The 17714-nt window shown below is 62.5% G+C and carries 14 protein-coding genes; 9 read left to right on the forward strand and 5 right to left on the reverse strand.

All coding sequences use genetic code 11. The annotated features are described in order from the left end of the window. Positions 1-187: 187 nt before the first annotated feature. The 5 genes from infC to map form a co-directional block, all read right to left on the reverse strand. The gene (gene infC / locus HDE77_RS17210; protein ID WP_083743671.1) at positions 188-730 is read right to left on the reverse strand and encodes a translation initiation factor IF-3; all 543 of its coding nucleotides are present in this window, start codon (positions 728-730) and stop codon (positions 188-190) included. Between the two features lie 29 nt (positions 731-759). Continuing rightward, entirely contained in the window at positions 760-2661 is a 1902-nt protein-coding gene (gene thrS / locus HDE77_RS17215; protein WP_184419153.1) for a threonine--tRNA ligase, read from the reverse strand. A gap of 205 nt (positions 2662-2866) precedes the next feature. Then, the gene (locus HDE77_RS17220; protein ID WP_184419154.1) at positions 2867-3316 is read right to left on the reverse strand and encodes a CopD family protein; all 450 of its coding nucleotides are present in this window, start codon (positions 3314-3316) and stop codon (positions 2867-2869) included. A 128-nt stretch (positions 3317-3444) separates the two neighbouring features. Then, positions 3445-6093 carry a [protein-PII] uridylyltransferase gene (glnD, locus tag HDE77_RS17225; RefSeq protein WP_184419155.1) on the reverse strand — a complete coding sequence of 883 codons (2649 nt, stop codon included), beginning with the start codon at positions 6091-6093 and terminating at the stop codon, positions 3445-3447. A gap of 112 nt (positions 6094-6205) precedes the next feature. Further along, positions 6206-6970: a type I methionyl aminopeptidase gene (gene map / locus HDE77_RS17230; RefSeq protein WP_184419156.1), complete on the reverse strand. Its 765-nt coding sequence runs from the start codon at positions 6968-6970 to the stop codon at positions 6206-6208. A 350-nt stretch (positions 6971-7320) separates the two neighbouring features. Here map and rpsB point away from each other — a divergent pair, with 350 nt between their 5' ends. From rpsB to bamA, 9 genes are all read left to right on the forward strand, one after another. Next, entirely contained in the window at positions 7321-8208 is an 888-nt protein-coding gene (gene rpsB / locus HDE77_RS17235) for a 30S ribosomal protein S2 (RefSeq protein ID WP_184419157.1), read from the forward strand. 65 nt (positions 8209-8273) lie between these two features. Next, positions 8274-9155: a translation elongation factor Ts gene (gene tsf / locus HDE77_RS17240; protein WP_184419158.1), complete on the forward strand. Its 882-nt coding sequence runs from the start codon at positions 8274-8276 to the stop codon at positions 9153-9155. Positions 9156-9406: 251 nt separating this feature from the next. Beyond that, complete coding sequence (gene pyrH, locus HDE77_RS17245; protein WP_184419159.1) at positions 9407-10129, forward strand: UMP kinase; 723 nt, start codon at positions 9407-9409, stop codon at positions 10127-10129. A 58-nt stretch (positions 10130-10187) separates the two neighbouring features. After that, positions 10188-10745, forward strand: coding sequence for a ribosome recycling factor (gene frr / locus HDE77_RS17250; protein WP_184419160.1), 558 nt, complete (start codon positions 10188-10190; stop codon positions 10743-10745). Positions 10746-10890: 145 nt separating this feature from the next. Next, complete coding sequence (uppS, locus tag HDE77_RS17255; protein ID WP_184419161.1) at positions 10891-11637, forward strand: polyprenyl diphosphate synthase; 747 nt, start codon at positions 10891-10893, stop codon at positions 11635-11637. A gap of 8 nt (positions 11638-11645) precedes the next feature. Continuing rightward, on the forward strand, positions 11646-12464 hold the full coding sequence (locus HDE77_RS17260) for a phosphatidate cytidylyltransferase (protein ID WP_184419162.1): 819 nt from the start codon (positions 11646-11648) through the stop codon (positions 12462-12464). Between the two features lie 2 nt (positions 12465-12466). Next, complete coding sequence (locus tag HDE77_RS17265; protein ID WP_184419163.1) at positions 12467-13654, forward strand: 1-deoxy-D-xylulose-5-phosphate reductoisomerase; 1188 nt, start codon at positions 12467-12469, stop codon at positions 13652-13654. A 36-nt stretch (positions 13655-13690) separates the two neighbouring features. Further along, positions 13691-15037: an RIP metalloprotease RseP gene (gene rseP, locus HDE77_RS17270; protein ID WP_184419164.1), complete on the forward strand. Its 1347-nt coding sequence runs from the start codon at positions 13691-13693 to the stop codon at positions 15035-15037. Between the two features lie 195 nt (positions 15038-15232). Then, positions 15233-17644, forward strand: a complete 2412-nt coding sequence (gene bamA / locus HDE77_RS17275) for an outer membrane protein assembly factor BamA (protein WP_184419165.1) — start codon at positions 15233-15235, stop codon at positions 17642-17644. Positions 17645-17714: the final 70 nt, after the last annotated feature.

The following is a 17714-nucleotide window of genomic DNA, read 5'->3' on the forward strand; positions in this document are numbered from 1 at the left end:
GAGGGTGCGGGGCTGGCACGAAACACTTGTTCTTGGGGCTCGAGGCAAGCCCCGAACCCTCACCCCAGCCCTCTCCCAAGGGGAGAGGGGGTAGAAGCGAGGCCTGTTGGGGCTTGAGGCGAGCCTCGAACCCTCACCCCACCGCTTTCCCAAAGGGAGAGGGGCAGAAGCGAGGGCAAAAGCAGCGTTACTGCTTCTTCTTCGGCCCGATCATCATGACCATCTGACGGCCTTCCAGACGCGGGAACGACTCGATCTGGCCGTTCTCGCCGACGTCTTCCTGGATCTTCTTGGCCAGATTCTGGCCCAGGTCCTGGTGCGACATTTCGCGACCACGGAAACGGATGGTGACCTTGACCTTGTCGCCCTCCTCGAGGAATCGAAGCATGTTGCGCAGCTTGATCTGGTAGTCGCCCACGTCCGTGACCGGACGGAACTTCACTTCCTTGATCTCGACCTGCTTCTGCTTCTTCTTGGCGGCCTGCGCCTTCTTCTGCGCTTCGAACTTGAACTTGCCGTAATCCATGATGCGGCAGACCGGCGGGTCGCCGTTCGGCTGGATCTCGACCAGATCCATGCCGGCTTCCTGCGCCAGCGCCAGTGCCTCGTCACGGGTCAGGATACCGAGCTGTTCAGCTTCGGCACCAATCACACGGACCCGCGGAACGCGGATTTCCAGGTTACGACGATTGCCCTTGTTGTCGGTGGTAGCGATACCACGATCCTCCAGAAGAAGTAATAAAACTGACCGTTCGGCGCTCAGCGCCGGGTTTCGGTCACCAGTCGCTCAACGAAGTCGGCCAGCGGCACGCTGCCCAGATCTTCACCTGAGCGGGTACGCACGGAAACAGTGCCAGTTTCTTTTTCGCGGTCACCGACCACCAGGAGATAGGGCACTTTCTGCAACGTGTGCTCGCGGATTTTATAGCCGACTTTTTCGTTGCGCAAATCCGATTGTACTCGGAAACCTTTGTCGACAAGGGTTTGCGTTACTTGCTGGACATAATCCCCCTGCGCATCAGTGATATTGAGCACCACCGCCTGTACGGGGGCCAGCCAGGGCGGCAGCGCTCCGGCGTGGTGTTCGATCAGGATGCCGATGAAACGCTCCATCGAGCCCACGATGGCCCGGTGCAGCATCACCGGATGCAGTTTCTGGGAGTGTTCGTCCACATATTCGGCGCCCAGGCGCTCGGGCATCATGAAATCCACCTGCATGGTGCCGACCTGCCAGGCGCGGCCGATCGAGTCCTTCAGGTGATACTCGATCTTCGGAGCGTAGAACGCGCCCTCACCCGGCAGCTCGGTCCATTCCACCCCTGCAGCACGCAACGCATTGCGCAGCATTTCCTCGGTGCGATCCCAGAATTCATCGGAACCGATGCGCTTGTCCGGCCGCAGCGCGAGCTTGATCGCCACGTCGGTGAAACCGAAATCCGCGTAGACCTTCATGGCCTGCAGATGGAAGGCAGTGACTTCCCGTTCGACCTGTTCCGGCGTGCAAAAGATATGACCGTCGTCCTGGGTGAACGCGCGCACGCGCATGATGCCGTGCAGCGCACCGGACGGCTCATTGCGATGGCAGCCACCGAATTCGCCGTAACGGATCGGCAGCTCGCGATAGCTGTGCAGACCGGTGTTGAACACCTGCACATGGCCAGGGCAATTCATCGGCTTCAGCGCGTAGGTGTGCTTCTCCGACTCGGTGAAGAACATGTTCTCGGCGTAGTTGTCCCAATGCCCGGACTTCTTCCACAGCGACACGTCGAGCACCATCGGGCAGCGCACTTCCTGGTAGCCGCTGCGCTTGTATACGCCGCGCATGTACTGCTCCACGGCCTGCCAGATGGCCCAGCCGTTCGGGTGCCAGAACACCATGCCCGGGCTTTCTTCCTGCTGATGGAAGAGATCCAGCGCCTTGCCGATCTTGCGGTGATCGCGCTTCTCGGCCTCCTCCAGCTGGTTCAGGTAGGCCTTCAGATCCTTGTCGTTCAACCACGCGGTGCCATAGATGCGCGTGAGCATCGCGTTGTTGGAATCGCCGCGCCAGTAAGCGCCCGCCACCTTCATCAGCTTGAACGCGCGCAGCTTGCCGGTGTTCGGCACATGCGGGCCGCGGCACAGGTCGGTGAATTCGCCCTGCGAATACAGCGAAAGCGGCTCGTCGGACGGAATCGATTCGATGATCTCGGCCTTGTAGTTCTCGCCCATGCCGCGGAAGAACTGCACTGCCTCGTCGCGTGACTTCACGCTGCGCGTCACCGGCAACTGTTCGGCGACGATCTTTTCCATCTCCGCCTCGATCTTCGGCAGATCATCAGGCGTGAACGGGCGCTCATAGGCGAAGTCGTAGAAGAAGCCGTTGTCGATCACCGGGCCAATCGTGACCTGCGCGCCCGGGTACAGCCGCTGTACGGCCTGCCCCATCAGATGCGCGGTGGAGTGACGAAGGATGTCCAGCGCTTCGGGACTCTTGTCAGTGACGATCTGCAGGCTGGCGTCGTGCTCGATCTGGAAACTGGCATCCACCAGCTGGCCATCGACCTTGCCGGCCAGAGTTGCCTTGGCAAGACCGGCGCCGATGGAGGCGGCCACTTCTTGCACGGAAACGGGATGATCGAACGGCCGCTTGCTGCCGTCGGGTAGCGTGATCTCAATCATGAAAACCATTCTCTGAAAAGCAAAAAAGGGCGTAACGCCCTTTCTAGGAAACGCGAAGGCGTGGTGGATGTCAGCGCTGGAACCACGTAGTTGCCATGTCGCACACTCGGCCAGCGCGAAGCGCGGGCCACCTTCGTTTTATGGATAATGCCGAAACGCTAGTTTAGCTGAAATCCGCTGTCAATCCTCGGCACCAAAGCCCTGCTCAGAACGGCTTGGCCAGCACCAGATAGATCACGCCCAGTAGCAGCAGCACCGGCAATTCGTTGATCCAGCGCAGCGCCCGCGACGACGGCAATGCATGGCCTGTAGCAAGGCCCTTGAGCAGGCGCCCAGCCCAGATGAAATAGACCAGCAACAGCGCCACCAGGGTCAACTTGGCGTCGATCCAGTGCATCGCGCCGGTCACGTTCGGCAACGTCGCGGGAAACACCCGCCAGCCCTGCCACAGGATCAGTCCGAACAGGAACGCGAGTCCGAACATGCTGTGCCCAAACTTGTACAACCGCCGCCCCATCAGCTGCAGTCGCGCCTGCACCGCCGGCTCGTTCGCCGTCTCGGCCAGGTTCACCAGGATGCGCGGCAGATAGAACACTGTGGCCATCCAGGCGATGACAAACAGCATGTGAAAGGTCTTGATCAACAGGTAGGTCATGGCAACCGGCAGGTGGACACTGCAGCGCGCAGTGGACGCGATGATAGCGCCCGACCTGCTGGATCACGATGTGTCTGACGGAGTGGCGTACTACTGATCTGCAGCGTGCGAGGCCCTCGGAGAGTCGATCAGTCCCGCACGGGCGCGATACGCAGCAGCAATGCCTGCAACAAGCGCTCCTGCTGTGCGGCACCGAGCGGCGCGTTGTGGCGATCGGTCAACTGGAAAAAATCCTCGACACGCTCGCCAAATGTCGCGATGCGTGCGTCGTGCACACGTACTTCGGTGTGCAGCATGACTTGCGCCACTGCGGCCAGTAGTCCTGGCCGATCGGTGCAGATCAGCGCCAGCTGCGTGCGGTCGCCAGCGGCGTGGAAACTGATCTGCGGCGGCATCTGGAAGTGCTTCTGATGCCGCGACATGCTGCGCTTGCCCGGCTCCACACCGGTGGATTGCACCAGTGCACGCTGCAGACGCTGTTGCAGTTCCTGTGTGCGATCAGCACTGGCCGGCTGCTGACTATCCGCTTCCAGCAGCAGGAACGTATCCAGCGCCATGCCGGTCGGCGAGCTGAGGATGCGTGACTCCACCACCGAGAAGCGCAATCGATCCAGCATCGCGGTGATGGTGGCAAACAGGCCGTCGCGATCAGGCGTGTAAACAAACAACTCGGTACTGCCACGCACCGACAGCGGATGCGCCGCGACCATCGGCACGACACCTTGCGCGCGCAGGATCGCACCGGTCTGCCAGGCGATCTGCTCAGGTCGATGACGCAGGAAACTGAGCGTGGGGAAATCGGCCCACACGCGCAGGGCATCGGCTTCGGCGTAGCCTTCATTCATCAGCAGCGCCAACGCGTACTCGCTGCACTCACGCACACGCACACCGGCATCGCGCGGCAGTTCCACATCGCTGCGCAAGGCATAGCGGGTGGCTGTATACAAGTCGGACAGCAGTCGATCCTTCCATCCGTTCCATAGCCGCGGACTGGTTCCGATGATGTCGGCAATCGTCAGCATGTACAGCTGGCCCAGACGTTCGCGGTGTCCAACGAGTTCCGCAAAATGGTGCACCACATCCGGGTCGGTAATGTCCTGGCGCTGCGCGGTGGTGCTCATCAGCAGATGCCAGCGCACCAGCCAGGCGACCCGCTCGATGTCGCTGGGGGGCAGGCCGAGTCGCGCACAGAACACGCGCGCATCTTCCTCGCCCAGCATCGAATGATCACCGCCGCGACCTTTCGCGATGTCGTGAAACAGTGCCGCCAACAGCAGCAACTCGGGCTTGGGTAATGTCGGCCAGATTTCGCAGCCCAGAGGAAATTCACGCTGCGCCGCCGGATCGGCAAAGCGCGCCATGTTGCGCAACACGCGCAAGGTATGTTCGTCCACCGTATAGACATGAAACAGGTCGTACTGCATGCGGCCGAATACCTTGCCGAACGCGGGCAAGATCGCCGCCAGCAGGCCGTGCCGATTCATCCGCCACAACGCTTCCACCGCCGGCGCTCCACGTCGAAGCAGTCGCAGAAAAGCCGCCAGGACGTCGGGGTCATGCGCCAGCGCATCGCCGTGCAAGGCCGTGGCCTGGTGGATGCGCCGCATGGTGTCGGCGCTGAAGCCCATCACGCCCGGCTGATCCAGCCGGGCGATGAAAATCTCCACCAGGGCAGCCGGCCGCTGCAGGAACAATTGCAGGTCACGCGCCGCCAGACGCTTGCCGTAACGCACGAAATCCGCGCCCACCGGCAACGCTTCGCCGGGCGGCTCGAGCATCTCCTCGAAGCGTTCGGCCACCTGCATGCCGAGTCGTTCGACCTGGCTCGCCGCACGGTAATAGCCCTGCATGAATTGCTCCACGCCGAGATTCTTCTCGTGTTCATCCTCGAAACCCAGGCGCGCGGCGAGGGCGCGCTGGTAGTCAAACAGTAGCCGCTCCTCGGCCCGCCCCGCCTCCAGATGCAAGGCATAGCGATAGCGGCGCAACGTGACTTCGGACTGTTCCAGCGCAGCCTGCTCGGCGGGTTCGAGCACCCCCTCGACCACCATGCCAGCCAGGTCAGCCGCATGTGCCAAACGCCACCCCAGCCAGCGCAGCGAATCGAGCGTACGCAGTCCGCCGGGACCGTCCTTGAGGTTCGGCTCGAGGTTGTAGGCCGTGTCGTCGAAGCGGGCATGCCGTGCATTGCGCTCGGCCAGCCGTGCAGCCAGATACTCGCGCGGAGGCCACAGTTCGGGGTCATCGACGATGGCGGCCAACCTGACGTCCATCGCCGAATCACCGGCTAGCCGGCGTGCATCCAGCAGACTGGTGAACACACTGGCGTCCTGTGCCGCCAACGCACGACATTGCGTCGGGTCGCGCACGGCGTGACCCACCTTCAAACCGACATCCCACAGCGTGGCGAAGAACTGCTCCAGCGCGCGCAACCGGGCCGGCTGGGGCGCCTCCACCAAGGCCAGCAAATCCACATCCGAATACGGAAACAGCAGGCCACGACCGAAGCCACCGACCGCATACAGCGTCGTTCCGCTTACCTCGCCGAGGCAAGCCATCCACACATGCGCCACCACCCGCTCGACCGACTCGCCGCGCCGCCGAGCCAGCACGCTGGCATCGGCACCATCACGGAACGCGGTGGCAAGCATGCGGTCGACGTCGCCCAGCAACTGGCGCAAGGCGCGGCGCGCCTCGACCGAAACACCGGAGCGTGGCACGGCCACCGGCAAGCGGGGCAGAGCTGGCAGCGGAACGGAACTGAGTGTCACCGACATGCCAGACGAAGCTCCGAATGCGCCAGATTTCCCTGTAGGAGCGCACCCTGTGCGCGAATTTCCGCCAACCGATCGCGCACAGGGTGCGCTCCTACAGAGGTGTCACGTCAGCTCAGGCGTCCGGCCACGCCGTGAGTATCTCGTAACCATTGTCGGTTACCGCGATGGTGTGCTCCCACTGCGCGGACAACGAATGGTCCTTGGTCACCACCGTCCAGCCATCCGGCAGCTGCTTGGTTTGCGGCTTGCCGGCGTTGATCATCGGTTCGATGGTAAAGGTCATGCCTTTCTTCAGCTCCACCCCGGTGCCGGGTTTGCCGTAATGCAGCACCTGCGGCTCGTCGTGGTAGACCTTGCCGATACCGTGACCACAATATTCCCTGACCACGCTGAAGCCGGCCGCCTCGGCATGCTGCTGGATCGCGTGACCGACATCGCCCAGCGTGGCACCCGGACGCACGGCCTTGATGCCGTGCATCATCGCCTCGAACGTGGTGTCGACCAGCCGTTTGGCCAGTACACCGGGCGTGCCGACGAAATACATGCGGCTGGTGTCGCCGTGCCAGCCGTCCTTGATCACGGTGACGTCCAGATTGACGATGTCGCCGTCCTTCAGCACCTTGCCGGGGCTGGGGATGCCGTGGCAGATCACGTGGTTGACCGAGCTGCACAGCGTCTTGGGAAAGCCGTGATAGCCGACATTGGCCGGAATCGCCTGCTGCACATTGACGATGTGCTCGTAAGCGAGCCGATCCAGCTCCTCGGTGGTAACGCCGGGCTTGACATGATCCTTGAGCATGGCCAGCACTTCGGCGGCCAGCTTGCCGGCAACGCGCATGCCTTGGAGGTCTTCCGGGGTTTTCAGGGTAATGGCCATGGTCACGCCTAAATGGATCTTGCCTAAATGGCGACAGCAACAGGGCTGTTCAATGTTGAATCAGCCCGCAACTTGCCGCCTCGCCGGCGTACCGGCTATAATTTCGGAGTTTTGCTGATCTGACACGACCATTCAAACGGTCGTCACAGCGCAAAGCGAACCGGGATTGTAACCGCCCCGCGGTACAACGCCCAACCAACGCCACACACGTATCGGCACCGCCTTCGGGGTGCTGCGACTCGCCCATCACGCAGTTCAATGACTGCACCGGGCAAGCCGCGGTCGAAGCCGGGGATGCGTGGAGGTCCCAACCCCCAGGCCTATAAAGGCCAATGCAAGGAGTTACACCCATGGCACAAGTCACCATGCGTCAGATGCTCGAAGCCGGCGTCCATTTCGGTCACCAGACCCGTTACTGGAACCCCAAGATGGCTCCGTACATCTTCGGCGCGCGCGGCAAGATCCACATCATCAATCTCGAAAAGACCCTGCCGCTGTTCACCGACGCGATGAATTTCCTGTCGGGTCTGGCGCAGAAGCGCGGCACCGTGCTGTTCGTCGGCACCAAGCGTTCGGCCCGTGAGCCGTTGGCCGAGGAAGCCGCACGCGCCGGCATGCCGTTCGTCACCTCGCGCTGGCTCGGCGGCATGCTGACCAACTTCCGCACCGTCAAGCAGTCCGTGTCGCGCCTGAAAGAGCTGGAAGCGGCCGAGACCGACGGCAGCTTCGAGAAGCTGGTCAAGCACGAAGTGCTGGCCCGTCGTCGCGAGCGCGACAAGCTGCAGGCCTCGCTGGGCGGCATCAAGGACATGAATCGCCTGCCTGACGCCTTGTTCGTGATCGATATCGGCCACGAAGACATCGCCGTGCAGGAAGCCAAGAAGCTTGGTATCCCGGTGATCGCCGTCGTCGACACCAACTACAACCCGGAACTGGTCGACTACGCCATCCCGGGCAATGACGACGCCATCCGCGCGATCCAGCTGTACGCCCGTGCCGCTGCCGACTCGATCCTCGAAGGCAAGGCTGCTGCGCCGGCTGCCGCCCAGGGCGACGCGAACGACTTCGTCGAACTGGACGAAGAAGGCAACCCGGTCGCCAAGGTCGACCGCAAGCCGGCACCGCCGCGCCGTGATGCCGCCCCCAAGAAGGGCGCCCCGCGCCGTGAAGGTGGTCGCGACGGTGGCCGTGATGGCGGCCGTGGCCCGCGCAATGACGGCGCGCCCGCAGCCAAGTAAGTCATGACCGTGTCGCCGTGGTGGCTGAGCCGCCACGGCGTATCCAAAGCATTCAGAGGTTTACCATGAGCAATATTTCCGCCCAACTGGTCAAGGAACTGCGCGAGCGGTCCGGCGCCGGCATGATGGAATGCAAGAAGGCCCTGGTCGAGAACAACGCCGACATCGAAATCGCGATGGAATGGCTGCGCAAGTCCGGCCTGGCCAAGGCTGACAAGAAGGCCAGCCGCGTTGCCGCCGAAGGCCGCATCGTTGCTGCCCAGACCACCGGCAAGGCCGTGCTGGTCGAGATCAACTGCGAGACCGACTTCGTCGCCAAGGACGCCAGCTTCCTGAAGTTCAGCGACGCCGTCGCCGATATCGCCCTGAACTCCGGCGTCACCGACGTGGCCGCACTGAAGGCCGCCGCCTACCCGGGCCACAGCAATGTCGAAGAAGCCGCCAAGACGCTGATCGCCACGATCGGCGAGAAGATCGACGTGCGCCGCATGGCCCGCGTGGAAAATGCCGGCACCATCGGCAGCTATATCCATGGCGGCCGCATCGGCGTGCTGGTGGCGCTCAAGGGTGGTTCCGAGGAGCTGGCCAAGGGCATCGCGATGCACGTGGCAGCGATGAACCCGGCGCATATCCGCGCCGAGGACGTCCCCGCCGAATTCCTGGCCAAGGAAAAAGAAATCGCGCTGAGCCAGATGTCCGACAAGGAAAAGGCCAAGCCGGCCGAAATCCTCGAGAAGATCATCTCCGGCAAGGTCCACAAGATCGTGTCCGAAGTCACCCTGCTCGGTCAGCCCTACGTGCTCGACACCAATGTCACGGTGGCCGATGCACTGAAGAAGGAAGGCGCCGACGTCATCTCGGTGGCCCGTCTGGCCGTCGGCGAAGGCATCGAGAAAGTGGAAGAGGATTTCCACGCCGAAGTGATGAAGCAGGCTGGTCTGGCGTAAAACGCCTCGTTCCGCTTGTTCCGGAAGGCCACGGGAAACCGTGGCCTTTTTCGTTGGGGCTGTAGCGCGAAGGACGAGTAGCCAGGGGCGAGGGACGAGTAGCGAGGGCGCGAAAACCGGATGGTGTTGCAATCGTGGGCTTACAAGCCGACTTGGGGTATGACATGTCGCCCTCGCTACTCGCCTCTCGTCCCCCGCCCCCGCTCTCCGCTACAATGCATCTGTTTTGCCACACACAATCCGGAGATTCCATGAGCGACCAGCCTAAGTTCCACCGCATCATGCTCAAACTCTCCGGCGAGGCATTGATGGGTGAGGCCGACTATGGCATCGACCCGAAGGTGATCGGTCGGCTCGCCGACGAGATCATCGAGGTGCAGCGAGCCGGCATCCAGATCGGCGTGGTGATCGGCGGTGGCAATATCTTCCGCGGCGCCGGGCTTGCCGCTGCAGGGATGGATCGGGTCACCGGCGACCACATGGGCATGCTGGCCACGGTGATGAACGCCTTGGCGATGCAGGATGCGATCGAGAAACGCGGCGGCTTCGCCCGCGTGATGAGCGCCATTCAGATCCACGACGTGGCCGAGGATTTCATCCGCCGTCGCGCGATCCGTCATATCGAAAAAGGTCGCATCGTGCTGTTTGCCGCCGGCATCGGCAACCCGTTCTTCACCACGGATTCCGCCGCAGCCCTGCGCGCGGTCGAAGTAGGTGCGGATCTGCTGCTGAAGGCGACCAAGGTCGATGGCATCTACACCGCTGACCCGACCAAGCACAGCGACGCAGTACGCTACGACCGACTGACCTACGACGAAGTGATCGAGCGCAAGCTGGCGGTGATGGACACCGCCGCGATCGCCTTGTGCCGCGACGACCGTATGCCGATGCGCATCTACGACATGACTGTACCTGGCAATCTGATGCGGATCATGCACGGCGAGCCGATCGGTACGCTGGTCTGCGCTGACTGAAGCGCAGTCTCACTGCTATATAATTCTTTGTCTTGCCAGATTCACCGGGAAACTCCACATGCTCAACGACATCAAGAACGATGCCCAGACCCGCATGGGCAAGAGCATCGACTCACTCAAGCACGACCTGACGCGGATCCGTACCGGCCGCGCCAGCACCTCGCTGGTGGACAACATCAAGGTGCCCTACTACGGCGCGGACATGCCGCTGACGCAGGTCGCCTCGGTATCGCTGGCCGACTCGCGCACGATCATCGTCACACCGTGGGAAAAGAACATGGTGGCGCCGATCGAGAAGGCCTTGATGGCCTCCGATCTCGGCATTACGCCGACCACCGCCGGCACCGTGATCCGCCTGAACATGCCGCCGCTCACCGAAGAGCGTCGCCGGGAACTGGCCAAGCACGTTGGTCATGAAGGCGAGAACGCGAAGATCGCGATCCGCAACGTGCGCCGCGATGTGTTGGGGCAGGTCAAGGATCTACTCAAGGAAAAGCTGATCACCGAAGACGAAGAACGCCGCGTCGACGACGAGATCCAGAAGCTCACCGATCGTGCGGTCAAGGATGTCGACGCGGTGGTGAAAGCGAAGGAAGAGGAGCTGATGGCCCTTTGATGACGACGTCGGGAGCCACCGCCGCGCACCGTTCCGCGCCGCTCATCGTGGCGAACCCGCACGGCACGCTTACCCTCCCTCCCCTGCGGGGAGAGAGTTGGAGTGAGGGGACCCGCTTGCCGTGCACCATCAGTGACCAAACGGCATGACCATCAAGACCGAGGCCGACAAGGTTCCGCGCCATATCGCCATCGTCATGGATGGCAACGGCCGCTGGGCGAAGGCGCGTCATCGCCCACGCAGTTTCGGCCACAACGCCGGCCGCAAGGCCGTGCGCGAAGTGGTGGAATCGTGCCTGCGCGAGGGCGTGCAGGCATTGACCCTGTTCGCATTCTCCAGTGAGAACTGGAAGCGCCCGGAGGATGAGGTCGGCGCTTTGATGGGTTTGTTCCTGCGCGCACTCGACAAGGAAGTGGACGAACTGCACGGCTATGGCGTGCGCCTGCGTTTCATCGGTGACTTGAGCGCATTTGACGAGCCGCTGCGCGAGCGCATGAAGGCGGCAATGGTGCGCACTGCCGGCAACGACAAGCTGCACGTCAACATTGCGGTGAACTACGGTGGCCGCTGGGATATCGTGCAGGCTAGCCGGCAGGCTGCCGAAGCGGTCGCGCGCGGTGAGCTGCGCGCTGACGAAATCGACGAGGCCCGGTTGAATCAGTGGACGAGCCTGGCCGAACTGCCGCCGCTGGATCTGTTCATCCGCACCGGCGGCGAATGTCGCATCAGCAACTTCCTGCTATGGCAGGTCGCGTACGCCGAACTATATTTTACCGATACCTTGTGGCCCGATTTCGACCAGGCCTGCCTGCGTCGGGCCATCGAAGACTTTGCCCGCCGCGAGCGCCGTTACGGCCGCACCGGCGAGCAGGTCGCCGCCACTTCTTCCTAAGGATTCCGATGCTGCTCCAGCGCACCCTCACCGCCCTGCTGCTCGCGCCACTGGTGATCCTGATCATCCTGTTTGCACCGGCAGGCGTCTTTGCGACCGTCGCCGCCGTGGCGTTTCTGGCCGCCTGGTGGGAATGGACTCAACTGAGCGGCCTGAAGAGTGCTTCGTGGCGCATCACGAGCCTGGTCGTGGGCGCGATCGTATTCGCCTTGCTCTGGTGCGCTCGCACCACCGCATTGACACCTTTGATGCTGGCGGCGGGCGTGGCCTGGTGGCTGCTGGCCTGCCTGTGGCTGCGCAACTTCGCGTTCGGCGCCGCGCCGACGCGCGAAAACCTCGCGCTGAAATTGGTGGCCGGCGTATTCGTGATTTTTCCGGCATGGGTGGCGATCGTGAGCATTCACGAACGCGTACCCCACGGCCACGGCTGGACTCTGTTCGCCCTGCTGATTGTCTGGGCGGCCGACATCGGTGCCTATTTCAGCGGGCGCGCGTTTGGCAAGCGCAAGCTGGCGCCGCAGATCAGCCCCGGCAAGACCTGGGCCGGCGCCTATGGCGCGATGGTGGCTGGCGTGCTGGTCACCACGATCGGCGGCTGGCTGCTTGATGTCCGCGGCGCCCAGTTGCTGGGTCTGGCTCTGCTGGCCGTGGTCACGGTCAGTATTTCGATCGTCGGCGACTTGATCGAAAGCCTGATGAAGCGGCACGCCCAAGTGAAGGATTCGGGCACCCTCTTTCCCGGCCACGGCGGCTTGATGGATCGCATGGACAGCGTGTTTGCCGCACTGCCGGTGTTCGCCGCCGGCTTGTTGCTGCTGGGTCTGTGACGATGAAAAAAGTAGCCGTTCTTGGCGCGACGGGTTCCATTGGCGGCAACACGCTGGACGTCATCGCACGTCACCCGGAACGTTTTCGCGCAACCGTGCTGACCGCTCACCGCCAGGTGGAGGCACTGGCCGAATTGTGCGTGCGGCACCGGCCAGACCTGGCCGTCATCGCGGATCCGGCGCTGGAAGCGGAACTGTCGCGTCGACTCGCCGCCGCCGGCGTACGCTGTGAAGTAGCCAGCGGCCAGGCCGCGCTTGCCGCCGCCGCGGCCAGTGAACTGTGCGATACGGTGGTAGCAGCCATCGTGGGCGCCGCCGGGCTGGACTCCACACTGGCTGCCGCGCGAGCCGGCAAGCGCCTGCTGCTGGCCAACAAAGAAGCCATCGTGATGGCCGGGCCGCTGCTGCTTGAAGCAGTAGCCGCCGGTGGTGGCGCTTTGATTCCGGTCGATTCCGAACACAACGCACTATTTCAATGCCTGCCGGCCCAGTGCCTGCCGGGACAACCGGATTTACGGGCGGGCGGCGTCCGGCGGCTGATCCTCACCGCGTCTGGCGGCCCATTCCGCGGCCACACGCGGGCGCAACTGGCCAACATCACGCCGGATCAGGCCTGCAAGCACCCGAACTGGGTGATGGGGCGCAAAATCTCGGTCGATTCGGCCACTCTTATGAACAAGGGCCTCGAAGTGATCGAGGCGCATCATCTGTTCGCGGCGCCAGCCGACGCGATCGAGGTCGTGGTGCATCCGCAAAGCCTGGTGCATTCGCTAGTCGAATACGTGGACGGCTCAGTGCTGGCCCAACTGGGCAATCCGGACATGCGCACGGCGATTGGCCATGCCCTGGCGTGGCCGGAGCGGGTCGAGACCGGTGTAGCCCCCTTGAACCTGGCCGCTTGCGCGCCGTTGGCGTTCGAAGCGCCGGATCTGGTGACCTTCCGCTGCCTGGCGCTGGCGTTTCAGGCACTGCGCGCCGGCGGCGATGCCCCGGCCGTGCTGAATGCCGCCAACGAGATCGCGGTGGAAGCTTTCCTGGCTGGCGCACTGCCGTTCCTGTCCATCGCGGATGTCGTGGAGGCGGTACTTGCGGAACTGCCGGCGCAAGCCGTGGTCGATATCCCGACGCTTTGTGAACGCGACCGGGTTGCCCGAGAGGCGGCCCGTCGCGTTCTGCGCAATGCTTGCTGATATTCTTGCACTGATGACTCCCCTCAACGGCACTTGATGACTTCCTTTTTCGGCTCGGTATTCTGGTTGCTGGTCACGCTTGGCGTGCTGGTGACCTTTCATGAATTTGGCCATTACTGGGTCGCGCGCCGCTGTGGCGTCAAGGTGTTGCGCTTCTCCGTCGGTTTCGGCAATGCGATCTGGAAGCGTGTGGGCCGCGACGGCACTGAATACCAGATTGCCGCGATCCCGCTGGGTGGCTATGTAAAGATGCTCGACGCGCGCGAGGGCGAGGTCGACCCTGCCCTGCGCGACCAGGAGTTCACCGGAAAGTCGGTGTGGAAGCGGATCGCCATCGTGGCCGCCGGCCCGGGCTTCAACCTGATCTTTACGCTGGCCGCGTTCTGGCTGATGTTCATGCTGGGTCGTCCGGACGTCGCACCGCTGGTGACCGCCAAACCGCATAGCATCGCCGCCGAAGCGGGTATCCAGCCGGGCGATCGCATCCTGAGCGTCGATGGTCAGGCGGTGGCGACCTGGAGCGACTCGATGGACGCCATCGCGAATGCACTGCTCGGGCGCAAGCCGATGCCGCTTACCGTGCGTGGCAGCGATGGCCGCTCGCGCCAGCTTGTAGTGCCATTGAACCAGCTGCCACCCGGACAGGCGGTTGACCAATACCTGGATCAGCTGGGCCTGCAATCGATGCCGCCGCTCGCGCTGGCCGCCACCGTCATGGCAGACCAGCCCGCCGCACTGGCCGGCATGCAGGGCGGTGATCGCCTGATCAGTGTCAACGGGCAGCCGGTAAGTGACTTCTTGGCGTTCGGTGATCTGGTACAGGCCCAGGCGACAAAATCGCCCAAGCTGGTGATCGCCGTCGAACGCGCCGGCCGACCACTCACGCTGAACGTCATCGCCAGATGGGCGTCGCTGGAAGGTCAGCCGCTGAAATGGGTGATCGGCGTCGGCCCGCCGATGGCCGAACAGGTCACCGTCCACTACGGCCCGATCAAGGCACTCGGCGCATCGCTGCAAACCACCTGGCACAACGCCGCACAGACCTTCAGCATGCTCGGCAATATGCTGAGCGGCCAAGCGTCGACCCGGAACCTGTCCGGAGTCATCGGCATCGCTCAGGTCGCCAATGCATCGGCCAGCATGGGCCCGGCCTGGTTCCTGCAGTTTCTGGCGCTCGTCTCGCTGAGCCTGGCCATCCTCAACCTGCTGCCGATTCCTGTCCTGGATGGCGGGCACCTACTGTATTATCTTGTGGAGTTGATCAAAGGCAGCCCGGTCAGCGAACAGGCAATGGTCGTCGGCCAGTACATCGGGCTGGCGTTGCTGTTCACCCTGATGGGGCTGGCGTTCTACAACGATATCCACCGCATGTTGCTGTCGTGATGTCCATGACCAGCGATCGCGGCCTATCGGCGACCCACTTGCTTGCGCCTTCCGCTGTACAACGCGGTGGCGTTTTACATGATGCACTCCTGCGGAGTGCGGACTCTCTTTCGAGACAGGGCCAGTCCCTGTTTCATGCGTTGATCGGGGCGGCCGCGCTGGCCGTCCCATCGAAATAACCCAACGGAACCGACGATGAAGCGTATCGCCGCGCTGATCCTGCTTGCCTCCCTCTCCGCCAATGCGTTTGCGTTCGACCCGTTCGTGGTGTCCGACATTCGCATCGACGGACTCAGCCGCATTTCCGCTGGCACGGTATACAACTACCTGCCGGTGAACAAAGGCGACCGGCTGACCAACGACGAGGCCCAGCGGGCCATTCGCGCGTTGTACCAGACCAAGTTCTTCAGCGATGTGGAATTCGATCGCGACGGCAGCATCCTGGTGATCAAGGTGGTCGAGCGCCCGTCGGTCGCCAAGCTGACCCTGCGCGGCAACAAGGACATCAAGACCGATGACCTGAAGAAAGGCCTGAAGCAGATCGGCCTTGCCGAAGGCGAGACCTTCGATCGCCTGGCACTGGACAACGTGCAGCAGGAACTGATCCGGCAGTATCACAACCGCGGCAAGTACAACGTGTCGATCATCCCGCACGTGACCGAGCTGGAACGCAATCGCGTTGCCATCGACATCGAGGTGCGCGAAGGCAAGGCTGCAACGATCAAGGAAATCAACATCCTCGGCAATCATGCATTCGCCGACAAGGATATCCGCACGGGTTTCGAGTCGAACACTCCCAATCTGATGTCCTGGTATTCGAAAGATGACCAGTACTCGCGCGAGAAGCTCTCCGGTGACCTGGACAAGGTTCAGGCCTATTACATGAACCGCGGCTACGCCGACTTCGGTATCGATTCCACCCAGGTGTCAATCGCGCCGGACCGTCGCTCGATGTATATCGACACCAGTGTGAAGGAAGGCGACGTCTATACGGTGTCCGACGTCAAGCTACTCGGCACACTGATTCTGCCGGAGTCCAACTTGCGCCGCTGGGTGTTCATCAAGCAGGGCGACATGTTCAATCGCGCCGCGATCGAGGCCAGCTCCAAGGGTATCAAAGCGGTGCTGGCCAATATCGGTTATGCGTTCGCCAACGTCACTCCGATCCCCAAGCTGGACAAGGAAAAGCACACGGTCGACCTGACCCTCTACATTGAACCGGGTCAGCGCGTGTATGTGCGCAGGGTCGTTTTCTCGGGTAATACGCGTACCGAAGACAATGTGTTGCGGCGCGAGATGCGTCAGCTTGAAGGTTCCTTCTACTCGCAGGCCGCGATCGACCGCTCCAAGATCCGTTTGCAGCGGCTGGGTTACTTCAAGAAAATCGATATCGACAAGAAGCTGGTGCCTGGCACGCAGGATCAAGTCGACGTCTCGGTCAAGGTCGAGGAGCAATCCGCCGGCAGCCTGCAGTTCGGTATCGGCTATTCGCAGTACTCCGGCCTGATCCTGTCCGCCTCGGTGACGCAGAACAACCTGTTCGGCAGCGGCGACAGCGTGTCCCTCAGCGGCCAACGCAGCACGTACAGCACGCTATACAGCGTCAACTACTACAACCCGTATCTGACCGACAGCGGTATCGGCATTGGCTACAACGCCAGTTTGTCGAAGACGAACTACGGCGACATCAGCGAGTTCGCCGATTACTCCACCAGTGCCAAGAGTTTCTCCAGTTACCTGGGCATACCCATCACCGAGACCGATGGTCTGCGCCTGGGCTTGGGCCTGAGCAGCAACAAGGTCAATACGATTCCGGGTTTCACCCCGCAGGTGCTGATCGACTATCAAAATGAAATTGGCCACGACACTGTCCATACGTGGACCGGCACCTTTGGCTGGACCCACGATACCCGTAACGGTTACTGGGCGCCGACACGAGGTGGCAAGCTCTCCGTGTCAGCGGATGTTGCGCTGCCCGGCTCCACCGTGCAGTACTGGAAAGTGACAGCGGAAGCGAATCACTACTGGCCGATCGGCAAGGGATTTGTGCTGTTCCTGGATGGCCAGGTCGGCGATGGTCAGACGTACGGCAAGAACGGCATCGACGATGCGTCTTACAAGGCGCTGGAAAGTCAAGTCACCGACCACACCCTCGTGGATATGCGCGAGCAGTTCCCGTTCTTCCAGAACTTCTTCTCTGGTGGTGTGCAGGACGTGCGCGGCTTCCAGGACAACACGCTGGGACCACGTATATGTATCGCCGCCAACGCCCAGCCGACGACAGGCGGCCTCTGCCCGGACGGCAGTCATGCCGAACCGATCGGCGGCGCGTTCAAGGTGCTCGGCAAGGCGGAACTGTATCTGCCGCTGCCGTTCCTGAAGGACGTCAATACAGCGCGAGTGTCCTGGTTCGTCGATACCGGCAACGCTTACCAGAACATCCAGAGCTTCAATGCAAGCACCCTGCGTGCCTCGACAGGTCTGTCGTTGCACTGGCAGGCGCCGATCGGCCCGCTGATCATCAGCTTCGCGTTGCCGTTCCGCACCCAGCCCGATGACGGCTTCTATGAGGAGCGCATCCAGTTCACGTTTGGCAGCACGTTCTAAATCGACGCAAAATGTGATGGGAGCGCGGCCAGCCGCGCTGCCTTTTGGTATGTCCGTGCCTGCACGGACA

Origin of the sequence: Rhodanobacter sp. MP7CTX1 (assembly GCF_014205795.1) — a bacterium.
GTDB lineage: Bacteria > Pseudomonadota > Gammaproteobacteria > Xanthomonadales > Rhodanobacteraceae > Rhodanobacter.